17 protein-coding genes are annotated in these 18,038 nt (G+C 74.8%); 10 read left to right on the forward strand and 7 right to left on the reverse strand.

Annotated features, from left to right (window positions below):
- Positions 1-104 precede the first annotated feature (104 nt).
- Both OOK31_RS32455 and OOK31_RS32460 read left to right on the forward strand, forming a co-directional pair.
- Positions 105-3,284 (forward strand): BTAD domain-containing putative transcriptional regulator, encoded by a 3,180-nt coding sequence (locus OOK31_RS32455; protein ID WP_267090977.1) that lies wholly within the window; start codon positions 105-107, stop codon positions 3,282-3,284.
- Positions 3,285-3,478: 194 nt separating this feature from the next.
- Positions 3,479-3,673 carry a sigma-like protein gene (locus OOK31_RS32460; protein WP_267090978.1) on the forward strand — a complete coding sequence of 65 codons (195 nt, stop codon included), beginning with the start codon at positions 3,479-3,481 and terminating at the stop codon, positions 3,671-3,673.
- Between the two features lie 298 nt (positions 3,674-3,971).
- On the opposite strand, the gene OOK31_RS32465 is transcribed toward OOK31_RS32460, so the two are convergent.
- Positions 3,972-4,784, reverse strand: a complete 813-nt coding sequence (locus tag OOK31_RS32465; protein ID WP_267090979.1) for an IclR family transcriptional regulator — start codon at positions 4,782-4,784, stop codon at positions 3,972-3,974.
- Between the two features lie 120 nt (positions 4,785-4,904).
- Here OOK31_RS32465 and OOK31_RS32470 point away from each other — a divergent pair, with 120 nt between their 5' ends.
- Positions 4,905-5,630 (forward strand): class I SAM-dependent methyltransferase, encoded by a 726-nt coding sequence (locus OOK31_RS32470; protein WP_267090980.1) that lies wholly within the window; start codon positions 4,905-4,907, stop codon positions 5,628-5,630.
- Positions 5,631-5,645: 15 nt separating this feature from the next.
- Here OOK31_RS32470 and OOK31_RS32475 read toward each other — a convergent pair whose 3' ends face one another.
- The 4 genes from OOK31_RS32475 to OOK31_RS32490 form a co-directional block, all read right to left on the reverse strand.
- A complete protein-coding gene (locus OOK31_RS32475) occupies positions 5,646-6,668 on the reverse strand; it encodes a hypothetical protein (protein ID WP_267090981.1) in 1,023 nt (340 codons plus the stop codon).
- Positions 6,668-7,609 carry an ABC transporter permease subunit gene (locus OOK31_RS32480; protein WP_267090982.1) on the reverse strand — a complete coding sequence of 314 codons (942 nt, stop codon included), beginning with the start codon at positions 7,607-7,609 and terminating at the stop codon, positions 6,668-6,670. The genes OOK31_RS32475 and OOK31_RS32480 overlap by 1 nt, the downstream gene beginning before the upstream one ends.
- A complete protein-coding gene (locus OOK31_RS32485) occupies positions 7,606-8,310 on the reverse strand; it encodes an ABC transporter ATP-binding protein (RefSeq protein ID WP_267090983.1) in 705 nt (234 codons plus the stop codon). Before OOK31_RS32485 ends, OOK31_RS32480 begins: the two co-directional genes overlap by 4 nt.
- A gap of 82 nt (positions 8,311-8,392) precedes the next feature.
- Positions 8,393-10,348, reverse strand: a complete 1,956-nt coding sequence (locus OOK31_RS32490) for a sialidase family protein (RefSeq protein WP_267090984.1) — start codon at positions 10,346-10,348, stop codon at positions 8,393-8,395.
- A gap of 155 nt (positions 10,349-10,503) precedes the next feature.
- Between OOK31_RS32490 and OOK31_RS32495 the strand changes: the two genes are divergently transcribed.
- On the forward strand, positions 10,504-11,133 hold the full coding sequence (locus OOK31_RS32495; protein ID WP_267090985.1) for a hypothetical protein: 630 nt from the start codon (positions 10,504-10,506) through the stop codon (positions 11,131-11,133).
- Here the strand turns inward: OOK31_RS32495 and OOK31_RS32500 are convergent.
- On the reverse strand, positions 11,130-13,055 hold the full coding sequence (locus tag OOK31_RS32500) for a FadD3 family acyl-CoA ligase (RefSeq protein ID WP_267090986.1): 1,926 nt from the start codon (positions 13,053-13,055) through the stop codon (positions 11,130-11,132). The two genes, OOK31_RS32495 and OOK31_RS32500, sit on opposite strands and share 4 nt — an antisense overlap.
- 95 nt (positions 13,056-13,150) lie before the next feature.
- On the opposite strand from OOK31_RS32500, the gene OOK31_RS32505 reads away from it, so the two are divergent.
- From OOK31_RS32505 to OOK31_RS32530, 6 genes are all read left to right on the forward strand, one after another.
- On the forward strand, positions 13,151-14,302 hold the full coding sequence (locus tag OOK31_RS32505; RefSeq protein WP_267090987.1) for a lipid-transfer protein: 1,152 nt from the start codon (positions 13,151-13,153) through the stop codon (positions 14,300-14,302).
- Between the two features lie 12 nt (positions 14,303-14,314).
- Positions 14,315-14,794: a Zn-ribbon domain-containing OB-fold protein gene (locus OOK31_RS32510; protein ID WP_267090988.1), complete on the forward strand. Its 480-nt coding sequence runs from the start codon at positions 14,315-14,317 to the stop codon at positions 14,792-14,794.
- On the forward strand, positions 14,791-15,567 hold the full coding sequence (locus OOK31_RS32515; RefSeq protein ID WP_267090989.1) for an enoyl-CoA hydratase/isomerase family protein: 777 nt from the start codon (positions 14,791-14,793) through the stop codon (positions 15,565-15,567). The genes OOK31_RS32510 and OOK31_RS32515 overlap by 4 nt, the downstream gene beginning before the upstream one ends.
- A 207-nt stretch (positions 15,568-15,774) precedes the next feature.
- Entirely contained in the window at positions 15,775-16,347 is a 573-nt protein-coding gene (locus OOK31_RS32520) for an NADPH-dependent FMN reductase (RefSeq protein WP_267090990.1), read from the forward strand.
- Positions 16,344-16,634 (forward strand): putative quinol monooxygenase, encoded by a 291-nt coding sequence (locus tag OOK31_RS32525; RefSeq protein ID WP_267090991.1) that lies wholly within the window; start codon positions 16,344-16,346, stop codon positions 16,632-16,634. The genes OOK31_RS32520 and OOK31_RS32525 overlap by 4 nt, the downstream gene beginning before the upstream one ends.
- 295 nt (positions 16,635-16,929) lie before the next feature.
- Positions 16,930-17,373, forward strand: a complete 444-nt coding sequence (locus OOK31_RS32530; protein WP_267090992.1) for an SRPBCC domain-containing protein — start codon at positions 16,930-16,932, stop codon at positions 17,371-17,373.
- 146 nt (positions 17,374-17,519) lie between these two features.
- Here the strand turns inward: OOK31_RS32530 and OOK31_RS32535 are convergent, their stop codons facing one another.
- The gene (locus tag OOK31_RS32535) at positions 17,520-18,017 is read right to left on the reverse strand and encodes a peptidylprolyl isomerase (protein WP_267091227.1); all 498 of its coding nucleotides are present in this window, start codon (positions 18,015-18,017) and stop codon (positions 17,520-17,522) included.
- Positions 18,018-18,038 lie beyond the last annotated feature (21 nt).

Consider the following 18,038-nt stretch of genomic DNA (forward strand, 5'->3'; position numbering starts at 1 on the left):
AGTCGGCCCGCCGTCAGGAGGCGGTCACTCCGCTGCGGGCTGACGTGTACGTGCAACACAGGGCAGACTGACCCTTAAACCGACGGAAGGCAGGGGGGACGCAGATGGACGGCATGCCGGCCATTCCGCACCAGCGGAACCACCCCGAGGCGGCCCGGTCCCGGAAGAACACCGGCGCGCCCGACGCGCCACACGCGCCCGAAGCGCCCGAAGCACCCGAAGCACCCGCGGCGGAGGCCGCCGAGGCCGCGGAAGTGCCCCACGGCTCCCAGGCGCCGCCGTCCCCGCCGCCACCCCCCGTACGCGGAGCCGCCCCGCCGGCCGCGCCCGCCGAACCCACGGCCACGCCCACGCTCGCCCCCGCGCCCGCGCCCGCCGAACCCGCCCCCACCGACAACCGGTTCGCCGTCCTCGGCCCCGTCCGGGCCTGGCGCGGCGGGGAGGCCCTGCCGTCCGGGAGCCCCCAGCAGCGCGCCCTGCTCGCCGTCCTCCTGCTCCGCGACGGCCGCACCGCCACCGCGCCCGAACTGATCGACGCGATCTGGGGCGAGGACCCGCCGCAGCAGGCCCTCGCCACCATCCGCACCTACGCCTCCCGCCTGCGCAAGGTCCTCGACCCCGGCCTGCTCGTCACCGACGCCGGCGGCTACGCGATCCGGCTGCGCCACCAGGAGGCCCTGGACCTCGGGATCGCCCGCAGCCTCGCCGCCGACGCCGAGCAGGCCCGCACCGCGGGCGACCGCGCCCTCGCCCGGACCCTCCTCGCCCGCGCCCTGGACCTGTGGGACGGCGAACCCCTCGCCGGGGTCCCCGGCCCGCACGCCGACACCGAACGCACCCGCCTCGCCGAATGGCGCCTCCAGCTCCTGGAGACCCGCCTCGACCTGGACCTGGAGGTCGGCCACCACGCCGAGGCCGTCTCCGAACTCACCGCCCTCACCGCCGCCCACCCCCTGCGGGAGCGCCTGCGCGAGCTGCTGATGCTCGCCCTCTACCGCAGCGGACGCCAGGCCGAGGCCCTCGCCGTGTACGCCGACACCCGCCGCCTCCTCGCCGAGGAACTGGGCGTCGATCCCCGTCCCGAGCTGTCCGCCCTCCAGCAGCGGATCCTGAACGCGGACGCCGAACTGGCCCGCGCCGAGGACCCCGTCACCGCGGCCGCTCCCGTCCTCGTGAGGCCCGCCCAATTGCCCGCCACCGTCCCGGACTTCACCGGCCGCGCCCCCTTCGTCAGCGAGCTCGGGGAGATCCTCGCGGGCGCTGAGGGCCAGGTCATGGCCGTGTCCGCGCTCGCGGGCATCGGCGGCGTCGGCAAGACCACCCTCGCCGTGCACGTCGCGCACGCCGCCCGCCCGCACTTCCCCGACGGCCAGCTCTACGTCGACCTCCAGGGCACCGAACCCCGGCCCGCGCAGCCCGAGGCCGTCCTCGGCTCGTTCCTGCGCGCGCTCGGCACCCCCGACAGCGCCATCCCCGACTCCGCCGCCGACCGCGCCGCCCTCTACCGCTCCGTCCTCGACGGCCGCCGCGTCCTGGTCCTGCTCGACAACGCCCGCGACGCCGCGCAGGTCCGCCCGCTGCTCCCCGGCACCGCCGGCTGCGCCGCCCTCGTCACCAGCCGGGTGAGGATGTCGGGCCTCGCCGGGGCCCATCTCGTCGACCTCGACGTGATGAGCCCCGATGAGGCCTTGCAGCTGTTCACCCGCATCGTGGGCGCCGAGCGGGTCGGCGCCGAACGCCAGGCCGCCCTCGACGTCGTCGGCGCCTGCGGGTTCCTGCCGCTCGCCATCCGCATCGCCGCCTCCCGGCTCGCGGCGCGCCGCACCTGGACCGTGTCCGTCCTCGCCGCGAAGCTCGCCGACGAACGCCGCCGCCTCGACGAGCTCCAGGCGGGCGACCTCGCCGTCAAAGCCACCTTCGAGCTCGGCTACGGGCAACTGGAGCCCGCCCAGCAGCGCGCCTTCCGCCTCCTCGGACTCGCCGACGGGCCCGACGTGTCCCTGGCCGCCGCGGCCGCCGTCCTCGACCTGCCCGAGCACGACACCGAGGACCTCCTCGAAGCCTTAGTCGACTGCTCCCTGCTGGAATCGGCCGCGCCCGGCCGCTACCGCTTCCACGACCTCGTACGCCTCTACGCGCGTGCGTGCGCCGAACGCGACGAGCAGCCGCCCGGCGGCCGCGAAGCCGCCCTCGACCGGCTCCTGGACTTCTACCTCGCCACCGCCTCCGGGGTGTACGCCCTGGAACGCCCCGGCGACCGCCTCCCGGCCCACCTGTCGGCCACCCGCCACCCCGGCCTCGTCCTCACCGAACCCCGCGCCGCCCTGGACTGGCTGTTCGCCGAGGCCGACCCGCTGCTGGCCTGCGTACGGCAGTCCGCCGGGCGGCCGGGGGCGCTGCGCCGGGCCGTGGACCTGCTGTGGGCGGCCAAGGACCTCGCCGAGTCCGGGGCCAACTCCAAGCAGTACGAGTCGGCCGCCGTGACCCTGCTGGAGGCCGCCCGGGCCGCGCGGGACCCCCGCGCGGAGGGCCGTACCCGCACCACCCTCACCATGGTCCACCTCTTCGCGGGGCGCTTCGCCGAGGCCGACGACGAGGCCCGCCAGGCCATGGACCTGGCCCGCGAGGCCGGCGACCCGCTGCCCAGCTGCTGGGCGCCCAACGACCGCGGGATCATCGCCCTCTACCAGAACCGGTACGAGGACGGGGAGCGCTACCTGCTGGAGGCCATCGAGAACTTCCGGGCCGACGGCAACCACATCGGCGAGGCCAGCGCCCTGTGCAACCTGTCCCGGATCCACGTCGCGCTGGGCCGCCTCACCAGCGCCATCGACCTCGCCCAGCAGGGCATCGCCGTCTACGACCGGATGGGCCTGACCCTGCGCCTGGCCAACGGCCGCTACGCGCTGGGCATCGCCCTCACCCAGGCCGGCCGACTCGGGGAGGCCCTCGCCCAGCTCGGCGAGGCGCTGTCGCTGTTCCACGACAACCGCCAGCCCCTGTGGGAGGGCGTGACGCACTTCCGGCTGGCGGAGGCGCACCTGGCGGCCCGGCGGCCCACGCTGGCCGCCAAGCACGCCGAGCAGGCCATCGCGCTGCGCGGGATCGGCGGGGAGTGGCGCCGGGCGACGGTGCTGACGGTGCTGGGCAAGGCGCTGCGGCGGCTCGGCCAGCCGGACCGGGCGCGGGCCTGCTGGCGGGACGCGGAGACGGTCTTCAGCCAGCTGGGGTCGTCGGAACTGACCGAGGTGCAGGCGCTGTTGGCGTCCGAGCTGGCGGCCTGAGCGGCTGCGGGCCGCTGCTGTGAGCTGCGGCTCCGCCCGATGGACGACACGTTCATCGTTCGTTTATCGCCGCGCGGCATTCTTGAGTGCATCGACCCGGCGCGTCGGGGGGCACCCGGGTCGGCTGAGGACTACCCGTTCGGCGGTCCGCGGGGGAATCGCCGAACGGGCCCTACCACCCATCAGGAGATCCGATGACGACGAACGAGAACAGCCTGCCGCTCGACGGCGACATCAGACCGCTCGACAACCACGCCTCGGGCATCGAGATCAAGCCTCTCGACCCGACGGTCCCGCCGGTCGCACCCGGTGAGACCCCGCTCGACAACCACGCCTCGGGCGAGGAGATCGAGACGCTGGACAACCACGCGTCCGGTCCGCGCCCGTAGCCCGAGCGGCGACTGCACGACGTACGGGGGACGTACGGGGGAAACGTACGGGGGGCCCGCGAGCGGACGTACGGGGGAACGTACGGGGGAATCCGCCCGCGGGACGTACGGAGCACGACGCACGGGGGATCCGCGGGCGGACGTACGGGGGACGTACGGGGGAACCGCCCGCGGAGCGTGCGCAGCACGACGCACCACGCACGACGGGGGAACAGCACGGGGGAACGGCGGCCGCGGTGGCCAGGAGGGGGACCACCGCGGCCGCCGCACGCCCATGCCCGGGGCCGGGCGGGCCGGCTCAGCCCAGCTGGAGGAGGCGTTCCACTCCGCGCGCGGCCTGCGTCAGCGCCGGGGTGAAGCGTTCCAGCTCCCCGCGCACGGTGTGGACGGTCGTCGCGGTCAGGCTGATCCCGCCCACGGCGCTCCCGGCCCGGTCGAAGACGGGCACGCCGACGCAGCGGACCGACACCTCGCACTCCTCCTCGTCCACGGCGTGGCCGCGCTCGCGGATCCCCGCCAGTTCGGCGCCGAGCCGCTCGCGGTCGGTGAGGGTGCGGGCGGTCAGCGCGGGCAGTCCGGCGGTCCGCACGGCCTCTTCGGCCTCCGAGGGCGGCAGGTGCGCGAGCACCGCCTTGCCGACGGCGGTCGCGTGCAGCGGCAGCCGGGTGCCGACGCGGGAGGCCGTCCGGAAGGGGCGGCCGCCGTCGGTCTTCCGGACGCAGATGAGGGCGGGGCCGTCGCGCAGGGCCAGGTGGACGGTGTGGCCGGTGCACTTGTGGAGGAACTCCAGCAGTTCCACGATGCCCTCGCCGTGCTCGGCGCCGACCCCGGCGGCGAGCAGGCGCAGCCGCAGGCCGATGCCGTAGCGGCCCTCGCCGTCGGTGACGGCGTAGCCCTGCCCGACGAGGGAGACCAGGACCCGGTAGGTGCTGGACTTGGGGACCCGGCAGGCGGCCGCCACGTCGGCGAGCCGGTGCGGCCCGCCGGGGGCGGCGAGCACCTCCAAGACGCGCAGGGTCTTCTCCAGGGCGCTGCCGGAGGCCGGTCCCGGGCCGGGCGGGCCTGCCGGGCCGGGCGTGACGGGCGTGACGGGGCCGGGTATGGCGGTCACCACAGAAACCCCAAAGATTGGCAAAATGGACTTTTCCTACTGTACGACACCAGACCCACCCGTCCAGGACAGTCGAAAGTCCTTCCCCCTCCCCGCTCCCCCGGTCATTAGGCTGGGCGGGTGTTCACCTCACAGGGACCCGGCCTGCGCGAACTCGCCGTCCAGGCGCTCTCCTCCGTGGAGCGCGGCTACGACCTCCTCGCGCCCAAGTTCGACCAGACGCCCTTCCGCACCCCCGACCGGATGCTCGACGCCGTCGAGGAGGCCCTCGCCCAGCGGGAGGGCTCCTTCGGCTCGGGCCTGGACCTGTGCTGCGGTACGGGCGCGGCCCTGCCGATGCTGCGCAGGCTGTGCCGGGAGAGGGTCACCGGGGTCGACCTCAGCGCGGGCATGCTGGCCGAGGCCGAGCGGGCGCACCCCGAGGGGGTGGACCTCGTACGGGCCGACGCGCTGGCCCTGCCGCACGCGCTCGACGGCACCTACGACCTGGCGGTGAGCTTCGGGGCCTTCGGGCACTTCCTCCCGGCCGAGCGGCCCGCCCTGTTCTCCGGCGTGCACCGCGCCCTGCGGCCCGGCGGGGTCTTCGCGTTCCCCGTCGGCGCCCCGCTCCCGCTGTCCTCGCCCGTGTGGTGGGCGGTGGCCGGCTTCGACGCGGCGATGCGGGTGCGCAACGCCGTCTGGCGGCCGCCGTTCGTCATGTACTACCGCACCTTCCCCTTCGGGCCGGTCACCGCGGACCTCCGCGCGGCGGGCTTCACGGTGGAGACGACCCCGCTGACCCCCTTCGGGCACCGCCCGGACGGCACCCCCCAGTGGCGGCTGCTCCTGGCCCGCAAGGCGGCCTGACCCCGCCCGGCGGGGTCAGTCGACGGGCCGCAGCGCCCGCTCCGACCGCAGCGCCGCCCGGGCCGCCACGGCGGCGAGGACGGCGGCCGCGGCGAGGGCGAGGCCCGCGGTCAGGGGCGAGGCGTCGGGCGGGGCCTGGTTCCACAGGTACAGCTGGTACTGGGCCTCGGAGGGCAGGCCCAGCAGCTCGGCGATCCAGCGGTGCGGCAGGTACGGCGCCACCGGGAGCATCACGAGCGGCGCGGTCACCAGCAGCGGTCCGGCGCCGAGCGCGAGGGTCCCGACGACGCTGCGCAGCAGGGCGGCCGCGCACCCGGCGAGGGAGACGTAGAGGAACTGGACGAGGAGGGCCGCGGCGAGCGCGCCGAGGGCCTGGCCCCAGGTCGCGGACTCCACGGGCAGCGGATCCGGCGGCAGGGCCGGGGCGGCGCCGCCGAAGCCCGGGCGCGGGGTGGGAGGCCGTACGGGCCACAGCCGGGCGAGCGCCGAGGTGCCCAGCCACAGCAGCAGGCCGGTGGCGAGCTGCGCGGCGAACCCGAGCGTGAGCACGGCCGCCGTCTTGCGCGCCCACAGCACCCCGACCCGGTTCTCGAACAGCCGCAGGGCGCTCCAGGTTCCGCTCTCCAGGCTCTGGCCGGGGCCGGTCGCGACGACCACCGCGGTGAGGAGCAGCCCCAGCAGGGTCGCGGACTGCCAGGCGGCGGCCCGTAGCGCGGCCGGGAGCGAGGTGAGCGCCGCGACGGAGGGGTCGACGGCCCCGTACGGGGCTCCGGCGATCCACAGGCGGGCGACGAGCCCGAGGGTGAGGGCGCTCGCGGCGGCGGCCGCCGCCCACACGGGGAGCGTCCACAGGGCCCGCAACTCCCCCACCCAGGCGGCCCCCTCCCGACGGGCAGCCGTACGCCGGGCTGACCGGCCACGGCCGCCGTCGGCGCGGCGGGCGTCGGAGCGGCGGGCGTCGGAGCGGCCGGTGTCGGAGCGGCGGGCGTCGGAGCGGCCGGTGTCGGCGCGGCCGGTCCGCCTCCGGGTGCCGGCCATCAGGCGCGGTCCCGGGTCCGGTCGAGGCGGGCCATCCCGAGCCAGAGCAGGCCGATGAACCCGAGGGTCGGCAGGACGCGCAGCGCGGCGGGCACGGCGGAGGGGTCGGTGGAGATCCAGAAGTGGTCCCACACCCCGTCCACCGCGCCGAAGCCGACGAGGTCGGCCAGCGCGCCCCCGGGGAGCCAGGCGCCCAGCCCGGGGAGACCGGAGGTGCGGACGACGAGGACCAGCAGCAGCATCCCGGCGAGGACGACGCGCATCGGCCGCCGCAGCAGCCCGGCCAGCACGACCGCGACCGCCGCCGCCCCGGCCAGTACGGCGGCTCCCGCGAGGACCCCGCGCCCGGTGTCGGCGAGGACGGCGCCGAGGCCGCCGGGCGAGGGCAGCGGGTGGGCGCCGCGCCCGTACAGCACCCCGAACGCGGCGGTCAGTACGGAGGAGGCGGCGAGCAGGACCAGGCTCCACAGCCACAGGGCGACGGCCTTGGCGGCGAGCAGCCGGCCGAGGCGGGACTCGTGGAGGAGCAGCGGGACGATGCTGCCCCGGGTCCACTCACCGGCGACGGAGGAGGCCGCCAGCAGGACGAGGAGCACGAGCCCGGGGACGGACGTCAGCAGCCGTACGGTCCACAGCAGGGCCCCGACCGGGTGCTGGGCGTACGCGGCCCGCTCGCCCTGGGCGATGAACCGGTCCTGGATCCGCTCCAGTCCGGCGGCCGTGTGGTGCAGGTCGGCGAGGCATCTCGCCTTCTGCGGCACGGAGTCGCAGGACTCGGGGAGGAATTCGAGGTTGGCCCGCACCGTCGTGATGTTGGAGGAGGCCACGTTCTGGCTGACCCAGGCGCAGTAGAGGGAGCCGAGGGCGAACAGCACGGCGAGGGTGAGGGCGAGCGGATGGCGCAGCAGCCTGCGGGTCTCGGCGCGGACGAGGCGGTTCACCGGCGGCCACCGTCCCCGACGAGCCCGAAGAACCAGTCCTCGAAGGCGTCCGGGCCGCCGCGGGGGTCGTAGCCGAGCGCGTCGAGGGTGCCGGAGGCGACGACCCGACCCTGGGCGAGCATGATCACGCGGTGGCAGATCCGCTGGATCTCGTCGAGCTGGTGGCTGGACACGAGGACGGCGGCCCCGCGCTGCGCCTCCTCGGCCACGATCCGCCGCACCATGCGCAGCCCTTCGGGGTCGAGCCCGTTGGTGGGTTCGTCGAGGATCAGCAGGTCGGGCTGTTTGAGCAGGGCCGCGGCGATGGCGAGGCGCTGGCGCATGCCCTGCGAGTAGGTCCCGAGGCGCCGGTCGGCGGCGCCGGTCAGGCCGACGCGCTCCAGACTGCGGGCTATGCGCCCGCCGTCGGGCAGTCCGGCGGTGTCGAGGAGGGTGCGCAGCATGGCGCGTCCGGTGGACCAGCGGTGGAAGGCGGGCGCGTCGAGCGCGGCCCCGAGCCGGTCGAGCTGGCGGGGGCGCATGGGCAACGGCTCGCCGAACAGCCGGACTTCGCCGGAGTCGGGGGTGGACAGGCCGGTGATCACCCGCATCAGGGTGGTCTTGCCCGCGCCGTTGAGTCCGAGGAGGCCGACGATCTCGCCTGCTTCCACCCCGAGTTGGACCCCTTCCAGGACGGAGTGCTGCCGGAATCTCTTGGTCACGTCGTGACAGGAAAGGATCATCATCGTTCCGGATCTTCAGCTGTTCCGCCGATCCGGTCAAGTGGCTTGAAGCCGCCGGTCGTCACCAGATCCTTTCGAAGGTGAGGCGCAGCCGTTCCTGGTCGGTGAGGTCGTTGCCGTCGCGCAGGCGGGCCATGTCGTTGCCGGAGAGGGAGCGGGCGTAGATCCGTACGTCGTCCAGGGCGCCCGCGTAGAAGGCCTTGTAGTCGGGCTGCGTGCCGAGGTGGACGGTGAAGGTGCCGGTGGGGCGGAAGTCCAGCTGGTCCGGGGCGAGCCGGGTGGTGGCGGGCTTGCCGCCGTCCACGGACAGCTGGAGGCGGTCGCCCTGGCGCTGGAGGACGACGTGGTGCCAGGCGTCGTCGTCGGTGCGGGTGGGGCTGGTGACGGAGGCCGGGCCGGTGCCGGCGTTGACGGCGCCTTCGAGGCGGCCGGTCTCCGGGTCGGCCTCGATGCGGAACTGTTTGGCCTGCGGTCCCTGGCCGTAGCCCCAGACCAGGGGCTGGCGCAGGCCGCTGTCCCGGTCCTGGCCGCGGGTCTTGTACTTGACCCAGGTGGCGACGGCGAAGTCGCCGTCGCCGAGGCGCAGCGCGTCCGGGCAGTCGATCACGCGCAGGAAGTCGTCCTTGCCGTCGAAGCGCATCGCTTTGCCGCCGCCGGGCCGGTTGCCGAGCCGGGGGGCGCCGTGGACGACGGCGTGGTCGCGGTACGGGGTGAGGTCGCTGGTGCGGCGGGGGGTGAGGTCCTCGGCGGCGGTGCGCAGTTCGGCGGGGCTGAAGGCGGTGAACTTGACGTAGCCGTGCGGGGTTCCGTTGGCGGTCTCGTAGACCATGCCGACCTGCCCGCCGGGCAGGACGGCCATGTCGGAGTACCCGGCGCGCTCGCGCAGGACGACGGCGCCGTCCTTGGACCAGGTGCGGCCGCCGTCCTGCGAGGTGCGCACGGCGAGCGTCCAGCGGTCGGCGGACTCCGCGCCGGGGCGGCTGGGCACCGACAGCAGCAGGGGGCCGCCGGGCAGCTGGAGGACCGAGCCGGAGGCGGGCGGGGCCGGGAGCTCGGGGACGGGGAGGAAGCCGGGGGCGGGGAAGGCGGGCGCGGAGACGTCGGCGACGACGGCGGAGAGGCGGTGGTCGGAGGTGCCGCAGGCGGCGGTGGAGCGGGCGTTGACGTAGATCCGGCCGTCGGGGAGCTGGGTGAGGGCGGGTTCGCTGGGCGCCGGGGTGCCCTCGGGGGCGCCCCAGCGGGCACCGGCCTGCCAGGTGAGGCCGCCGTCGTCGCTGTAGAGGAGCTGGGCGCCGGACTCGTTGGACTCGGTGCGGTAGTCGGCGCTGACGACGAGCCGGCCGGGGCGGTCGGGGCGGGTCGGGGTGAGCTGGATGCCGTGGCCGGGTCCGACCGAGATCCAGGCAAGGCCGGCGGGCTTGAGGTGGGGCTGCGGGGCGGGTTCGGTGGTCCAGGTGGCGCCGCCGTCGGTGCTGTGGGTCAGGCGCAGTTCGCGGGGGCCGCGGACGCGGTGGCCGTCGGGGCCGGCGGTCCAGGTGCTGTAGGCGTGGAGCAGGGTGATCCGGCCGGAGGCGGCGTCCACGACGGGGCCGGGGTTGCCGTACGCGCCGGGGTCGCCGGCGCCTCGGACGACCTGCATGGGGCCCCAGGTGCGGCCGTTGTCGGTGGACCGCTTCAGGACCAGGTCGATGTCGCCGATGTCGTTGCAACTGGCGGTGCGGGCCTCGGCGATGGCCAGCAGGGTGCCGTCGCGGGTGGTGGTGAGGGTGGGGACGCGGTAGCAGTCGTAGCCCTCGGTGAAGGCGTTGAAGGGCGCGGAGACGGCGGCGGTCAGGCCGGCCCCCCGCTTGTGGGCGGAGCCCCCGCCGGGGCCGTCCGGGCCGTCCGGTGCGTCGGAGGGCAGGGTGACGGCCGCGAGGACGAGCGCCGCGGCAACGGTGACGACGGCGGCGGCCACGGCCCGCACACGGGTCCGTACACCCAGGCGGAATCGGACAACTGACTGGTTCGGGCTCACCCGTGCAGGCTAACGCGGGTGCGGGAGGGGGCTGCTGACACCCCGGGGCCGGGAGTGTCAGGGGTGACCCGGGGTCGTGGGGTGGGGGTGACCTGGGGTCGGGATCGGGGGGATGCCGGATGCCGGGCGGGCGGCGCGGCGAACATGATCGGTACATGACGAATCGAAGCGGGCGGGCCCGCGGCACGAACCTCACCCGGACCGCCTTCTTCGCGGCCCCCCTGTGCATGCTCGCCTACGGACTGGTCCGGCTCTCCGACCCGGACCACGGCCCGGGCGCCGCCTGGACCGCCGGGCACCTGGCGCTGACGGCCTCGGTGCTGTTGTTCGGCGCCGTCTTCCTGGGCCTGTACCGGATGGCCACCGTGGCCGCCGGGGGCGGGCCGGGCGGGGGCCGGCTCAGTGCGGCGGCCGCGACCGCGACCGGGCTGGCCGGGGTGCTGGCCGTCACCGCCCAGGCGGTCATCGACCTCGTCGTCGGCTTCCGCGCCACCGACCGGGCCGGCATGGACCAGCTCTTCGAGCAGATCCAGAGCCAGCCCGGCGTGCAGCCCGCCGTCTACACCGTCGGCCCGCTCCTGTTCTACGTGGGCCTGCTGTGGCTCACCGTCCAGCTCGCCGCCCAGCGCCGCATCGGCGCCTGGCGTCCGGCGCTGGTCCTGCTCGGGACGGCGGCCCCGGCCGTCAGCCTGGACCTGATCCCGCTCGGCGCCCTCCTGTTCGCCGCGGCCCTCACCCCCCTGGCCCGCGCACTGCCCGCCCCCGGGACGGCTTGGGCCGCCTAGGCCGTCCCGGTGCGGGTGCGGGAGCGGAGTTCGGTCTTCAGGACCTTGCCGCTCGCGTTGCGCGGCAGGGCGGTGACGAACTCGACCTCCCTGGGCACCTTGTAGTTGGCCATCTCGCGGCGGGACCAGGCGATCAGGTCGTCGGCGGTGAGGGTGGCGCCGGGCCGCCGGACCGCGTACGCCTTGCCGACCTCGCCGAGCCGGGCGTCGGGGATGCCGACGACGGCCACGTCGGCGATGTCCGGGTGCAGTCCGAGGAGTTGCTCGATCTCGGCGGGGTAGGCGTTGAAGCCGCCGACGATGAACATGTCCTTGATGCGGTCGGTGATCCGCAGGTTGCCCCGCGCGTCGAGGACGCCGACGTCGCCGGTGCGCAGCCAGCCGTCGGGGGTGACGGCGTCGGCGGTCCCGTCGGGGTCCTCGAAGTAGCCCCGCATGACGTGGTGGCCCCGTACCCGGATCTCACCGGCGCTGCCGGCCGGCAGCGCGGCCCCGTCGGGGCCGGCGATCCGTACCTCGGTGCCCGGGATGGCCCGCCCGGACGTCTCGGACACCACTTCGGCCGGGTCGCCCCGGCGGCACATGGTGACGATGCCGCTGGCCTCGGAGAGCCCGTACGCGGTGAGCACGGTGGCGATGCGCAGTTCGGCGCGGAGCCGTTCCACGAGCTGGAGCGGGACGACGGCCGCGCCGGTGACGACCAGGCGCAGGGCGGACAGGTCGTGGTGGTCGCGCTGGGGGTGGTCCAGGAGGGACTGGTGGAGGGTGGGCGGGCCGGGGAGTACGGAGATCCGCTCGGCGGCGATGTTGGCGAGGACGGTGTCCACGTTGAAGACGGGCTGGGGGACCATCGTGGCGCCGCGCATCAGGCAGGCGATGATCCCGGCCTTGTAGCCGAAGGTGTGGAAGAAGGGGTTGACGATGAGGTAGCGGTCGCCCTCGCGCAGTCCGGCGAGCCCGCTCCACACCTCGTAGCAGCGCAGGGACTGGGCGTGGGTGATGACGGCGCCCTTGGGGCTGCCGGTGGTGCCGGAGGTGAAGATGATGTCGGAGGGGGCGTCGGGGCGGATGGTGGCGGCGCGGGCCCGGACGGCTCCGGCGGGGACGGTGTCCCCGGCCGCGAGGAAGTCCTTCCAGGTGCGGAAGGCCTCGGGGGCGTCGTCGGCGAGGACCACGACCTGTTCGAGGTGCGGCAGCCCGGGCAGGGGGCCGGTGCCGGTGCCTTCGGCGGCGGCGCGGCGCAGGGAGGCCACGTAGGAGGTACCGAGGAAGGTACCGGTGACGAAGAGCAGGCGGGCGCGGCTGCGCTGGAGGACGTAGGCGGCTTCCGTGCCCTTGAAGCGGGTGTTGAGGGGGACGAGCACCGCGCCGGCGGTGACGGCGCCGAGGGCGGAGACGATCCACTCCAGGGTGTTGGGGGCCCAGACGGCGACCCGGTCGCCCGGCTCGACCCCGGCGGCCATGCACGCGGCGGCGGCGCGGTCGACGCGCTCGCCGAGCTGCGCGTAGCTGAGCCGCGTCCGCCCGTCGACGACGGCCTCCCGCCCGCCGAACCGCCGCACGGCATCCCGTACGAGCCCGGCGATGCTCCCCCACCGCAGGTCGCCCCGGGGGTCGCCGTCGCCGTCACCCGCCGCGCCGGAGCCTGCCCCGGCCCGGCCGCCGTCCGCCCCGGCCACGCCCCCGGCGTCGGCTGCGACCCCGGGCACGGCCCCGGGCACCGCCCCCGGCCGGCCGTCGGCGGCGTCGGCGGCGTCCGCCGTGGGTCCCGCCCCCGCACCGCCCTCGGCGGGCCCGGCGGCGCCGGCCGCGCAGGGCTCCGCCCAGGCCCAGGCCCGGCTGGAGGGGGCGCCGGCACGGGATCCCGCCCCCGCCTCCGTGCCGGGATCCGCCGATCCGTCCGCGCCCGCGCCTTCGTCCATCGCCCGGCCCCTCCCTGCGATCCCAGTAGCTGACTATCCGTCAGATTAGCTGTAGCCTTCGCGGCTGTCAGTACTGGCGCACCCCGGAGGTGGCGATGGCGGCAACGCTCAAGGACGCTACGGCAATAGTCGGCATCGGCCAGACCGCCTTTGCGAAACAACTGCCGCAGTCCGAAAAGGAATTGGCCTGCCGCGCCATCCTCGCCGCGCTCGCCGACGCCGGCATCGCCCCGTCCGAGGTCGACGCCTTCGCCTCCTACACCATGGAGGAGACAGACGAGGTCGAGGTGGCGAAGGCCATCGGCGCGGGCGACGTCACCTACTTCTCCAAGGTCGGCTACGGCGGCGGCGGTTCCTGTGCCACCGTCGGCCACCTCGCCTCCGCCGTCGCCACCGGCCAGGCCACCGTCGGCGTCGCCTGGCGCTCCCGCAAACGCGGCTCCGGCCCCCGCCCCTGGAAGAACACCGCCGTCCAGCTTCCCACCCCCGGCCAGTGGACCCGCCCCTTCGGCCTGCTGCGCCCCGCCGACGAGATCGGCATGCTGGCCCGCCGCTACATGCACGAGTACGGCGCCACCCGCGACCACCTCTTCAACGTCGCGATGGCCTGCCGCAACCGGGCCAACGAGAACCCGGCCGCGATGATGTACGAACGCCCGCTGACCCGCGAGATGTACATGACCTCCCGCATGATCAGCGACCCGCTCTGCCTCTTCGACAACTGCCTCGAGACGGACGGCGCGCTGGCCTGCGTGATCGTCTCCGCCGAGCGGGCCCGCGACTGCCGGCAGAAACCCGTCTACGTGCACTCCGTCGCCCAGGGCCTGCCCGCCCAGCACCACGGGATGGTCAACTACTGGAACGACGACCCCCTGTCCGGCCCCGCCTGGACCGCCGCCCGGCACCTGTGGAAGCAGGCCGACTTCGGACCCCAGGACGTGGACGTCGCCCAGATCTACGACGCCTTCACCCCCCTCATCCCGCTCTCCCTGGAGGGCTACGGCTTCTGCGGGCGCGGCGAGGGCGCCGCCTTCACCGAGGGCGGCGCCCTGGAGAGCGGCGGCCGGCTCCCGATCAACACCGGCGGCGGCGGGCTCAGCGAGGCGTACGTGCACGGCTTCAACCTGATCAACGAGGGCGTCAAGCAGCTGCGCGGCACCTCCACCGCCCAGGTGCCGGACGCCGCGACCTGCCTGGTGACGGCGGGCGAGGGTGTCCCGACGTCCGCGATCCTGCTGCGCGCCTGAGGAGGCCCCGCCATGACCACCACACCCGCGACACCCGGAGCACCGGCCGCCACGGAAGAAGCGGCGCTCCTGCTCCCCGTCCCCGACGAGGACGGCGCCCCCTTCTGGGAGTACGCCGCCCTCGGCGAGCTCCGGATCCAGGCCTGCGCCGCCTGCGGCCGGCTGCGTTTCCCGCCCCGCCCCTGCTGCCCGCACTGCCAGTCCTTCGACAGCGAGTGGCGCCCGATGAGCGGGCGCGGCCGGATCTGGTCCTACGTCCGGCCGCACCCGCCGCTGCTGCCCGCGTACGCCGCGCAGGCCCCGTACAACGTCGTCCTCGTGGAACTCGCCGACGCCCCGCACATCCGCCTCGCCGGGAACCTCGTCACCTCGCCCGACGCCCCCCTGGACTCGGTGGACCCGGCCCGGCTGCGCATCGGCGCCCGCGTGCAGGTGGCCTTCACCGAGTCGGGCGGGATGGCGGTGCCGCGCTGGATCCTGGAGAAGCCGTGACGGTGCGGGTGGAACGGGAGAAGGACTCCGGGGTCGCGGTCGTCACCCTGGACCGGGAACCCCGGCACAACGCGATCGACCTGCGGACGGCCGCCGAACTGGCGGCCACCTGGCGGGAGTTCCGCCACGACCCGGACGTGCGGGCGGTCGTACTGACCGGCGCGGGCACGGCCGCCTTCTGCACGGGGATCGACCGCAGCACCGAGGTGGCGCAGCCCGCCTCCCCGTACTCGGTCGACGACCCGCTGCTCACCGTCGGCCCGAAGGCCAACGACCTGTGGAAGCCGGTGGTCGCCGCCGTCAACGGCATGGCCTGCGGCGGGGCCTTCTACCTGCTGGGCGAGGCGGAGTTCATCGTCTCCTCCACCACCGCCACCTTCTTCGACCCGCACACCACCTACGGCATGGTCAGCGCCTACGAGGCCGTCTACATGGCGCAGCGGATGCCCTTCGGCGAGGTCGCCCGGATGTCCCTGATGGGCACGGCGGAACGCCTCTCCGCGCGGCGGGCCCACGAGATCGGGCTGGTCTCCGAGCTGGCGGAGCCGGGTGAGGTCGTCGAGGCGGCGCTGCGGTCGGCGCGGACCCTGGCCGGGTTCCCGACGGAGGGCGTGCAGGGCACCGTACGGGCCCTGTGGTCGGCGAAGCGGGCCGCGCTGGCGCAGGCCCTGGACCAGGCCCCGGCCCTGATCGCCCTCGGGAACCTGCCGGCGGAGCGGCAGGCGGAACTCTTCGCGTCCCGACGGCCGGGCACGGAGTTCCGCCTGCGCTGATCAGGCGCGGGGCTTGGCGGGCGTGGGCGCGGGCCCGGTGGCGGTGGGCGTCGCGCCGGGGCTCGGGTACCCGTCGAGGCGCACCCACCGCCCGGTAACTAAACCGAACGGTGTAGTTGCGGGACTGAACTACACGGTTTAGTCTCTGTGTTGTCGGCGCCGCACCGCCGAAGCGACAGCACCAGCCACCACACGGGGGGAACCACCATGTCCGACTTCAAGATCCTGGCCATCTCCGGCAGCCTGCGCGCCGACTCCCACAACACCGCCCTCCTGCGCGCCGCCCGCAAGCACCAGCCCGGCGGCCTCGACATCGAGATCTACGAGGGCCTGCGCGAGCTCCCGCCCTACGACCAGGACCTCGACAACCCCCAGGACCGCCCCGCGGCCGTCGCCGACCTGCGCCGGCGGATCAACGAGGCGGACGGCCTCCTCATCGCCACCCCGGAGTTCAACTACTCCATCCCCGGCACCCTGAAGAACGCCGTCGACTGGGCCAGCACCGACTGGACGCAGCAGGAGGGCCTGCCCCTGCTGCGCAAGCCCGTCGCGATCCTGGGCGCGGCCCCGACCAACTTCGGCACCGTCCGGGCACAGCTGGCACTGCGCCAGGTGTTCGTGTGGACCGACAGCGACGTGGTCGTGAAGCCCGAGGTGCACCTGTTCCGCTCCTACGAGCGCTTCGACGAGAACGGCAACCTGACCGACGAGACCTCGATCGGCCTGGTCCGCGACCTCCTCGGCGCCCTGAAGACGAAGATCGAGGGCGCGGCCCGATGACCGTGACCGCCGTCGCCCGCCTCCAGGCCCGCCCGGGCCTGGAGCCGGCGGTCCGCGAACAGGCCCTCGCCCTGGTCGCCGCCACCCGCGCCGAACCGGGCAACCTCTCCTACCGCCCGTACGAGGACCCGCTCGCCCCGGGCGCCTGGGTGATCCTGGAGGAGTGGCAGGACGAGGCCGCCTGGCAGGCCCACCTGGCCTCCCCGCACCTCGCCGAAGCCCTCGCCCGCACGGCGTCCCTCCTCGCGGACACCCCCGACGTCCAGGTGTTCACCGCCCCTTCCTGACGCCCCCCCGCACGGCTCGGCCCCGGGGGGGCCTCACCGGCTTCGCGCCGCCGCGCCGGACTCCGCCCGTCGTCCCCCGCGCTCCCCCAGGGCCTGCCCGACGTGTCGGGATACGCCACCCCACACCCGGAAGGCCCCCTTCCATTCCCTGCGCCACCAGCAAAAACACCCCCCACGCCCACCCACCCACCCGGAATCCGTGGTTGCATCCGACCACCGAACCCGGCGGCAAGCCGCACACCCCCACCCGCGTCCCTTCGGTGAGTACGAACCCACCACAAGGAACAGGGCACCAGTGCGCACCACCGCCACCGAGATCACCGTCGACGCCACCCCCGCGCAAGTCTGGGCGACCCTGACCGACCTGCCCCGCTACTGCACCTGGAACCCCGTCGTCCGGCAGGCGGCCGGCGAGGTGGCGGTCGGGGCGCGGCTGGAACTGACGATGTACGCGGAGTCGGGGAAGCCGACCGTCTTCCGCCCGACCGTCCTGACGGCCGTCCCCGGCGCCGAGCTGCGCTGGGCCGGCCGTTTCCTCGTACGCGGACTCCTCGACACCGAGCACTGGTTCCGCCTCTCCGAAGGCCCGGGCCGCACCACGCGCCTGGAGCACGGCGAACGTTTCCGCGGGCTGCTCGCCCCGCTCCTCGGCAGTCGCCTCACCGGCACCGCCCGCAACTTCACCCCCATGAACGAGGCCCTGCGCACCCGCGTCGAATCCGCCCGCAGCGCCCTCTGACCCCCCGGACCCCCGCCGCCCCGTCCGGCACGCGGGGGCCCGGGGCCCGACGTAGTCGGCGCTGATCGTGGCCGGCCCCGGAAACGGCGGCGGCCCCGGCCCCCGGGGAGGGGGCGGGGCCGACCGGCCGGCTGGCGGGGTGGGGATCAGGCGGCGGCGACGACGCCCGAGGAGGCGATCTCGATCTTGGCCTTGGTGCCGCCCGACTGGGTGCCCAGGGACTCGATCTTGTCGACGATCTCCTTGCCCTCGACGACCTCGCCGAAGACGACGTGCTTGCCGTCGAGCCACGAGGTGACGACGGTGGTGATGAAGAACTGCGAGCCGTTGGTGTTGCGGCCGGCGTTCGCCATCGACAGCAGGTACGGGCGGTCGTGCTTCAGGTCGAAGTTCTCGTCCGCGAACTTCTCGCCGTAGATGCTCTTGCCGCCGGTGCCGTTGTGGTTGGTGAAGTCACCGCCCTGCAGCATGAACTGGGGGATGACGCGGTGGAAGCCGGAGCCCGCGTAACCGAAGCCGTGCTCGCCGGTGGCGAGCTCGCGGAAGTTCTTCGCGGTCTGCGGGACGACCTTGTCGAAGAGCTCGAAGACGATACGGCCGGCGGGGGCGCCGTCGATGGTGATGTCGAAGTAGACGTTGCTCATGGGGTCCATCCTGTCACTCCT

The sequence above is a fragment of the Streptomyces sp. NBC_00249 genome, from assembly GCF_026342355.1.
Taxonomy (GTDB): Bacteria; Actinomycetota; Actinomycetes; order Streptomycetales; family Streptomycetaceae; genus Streptomyces.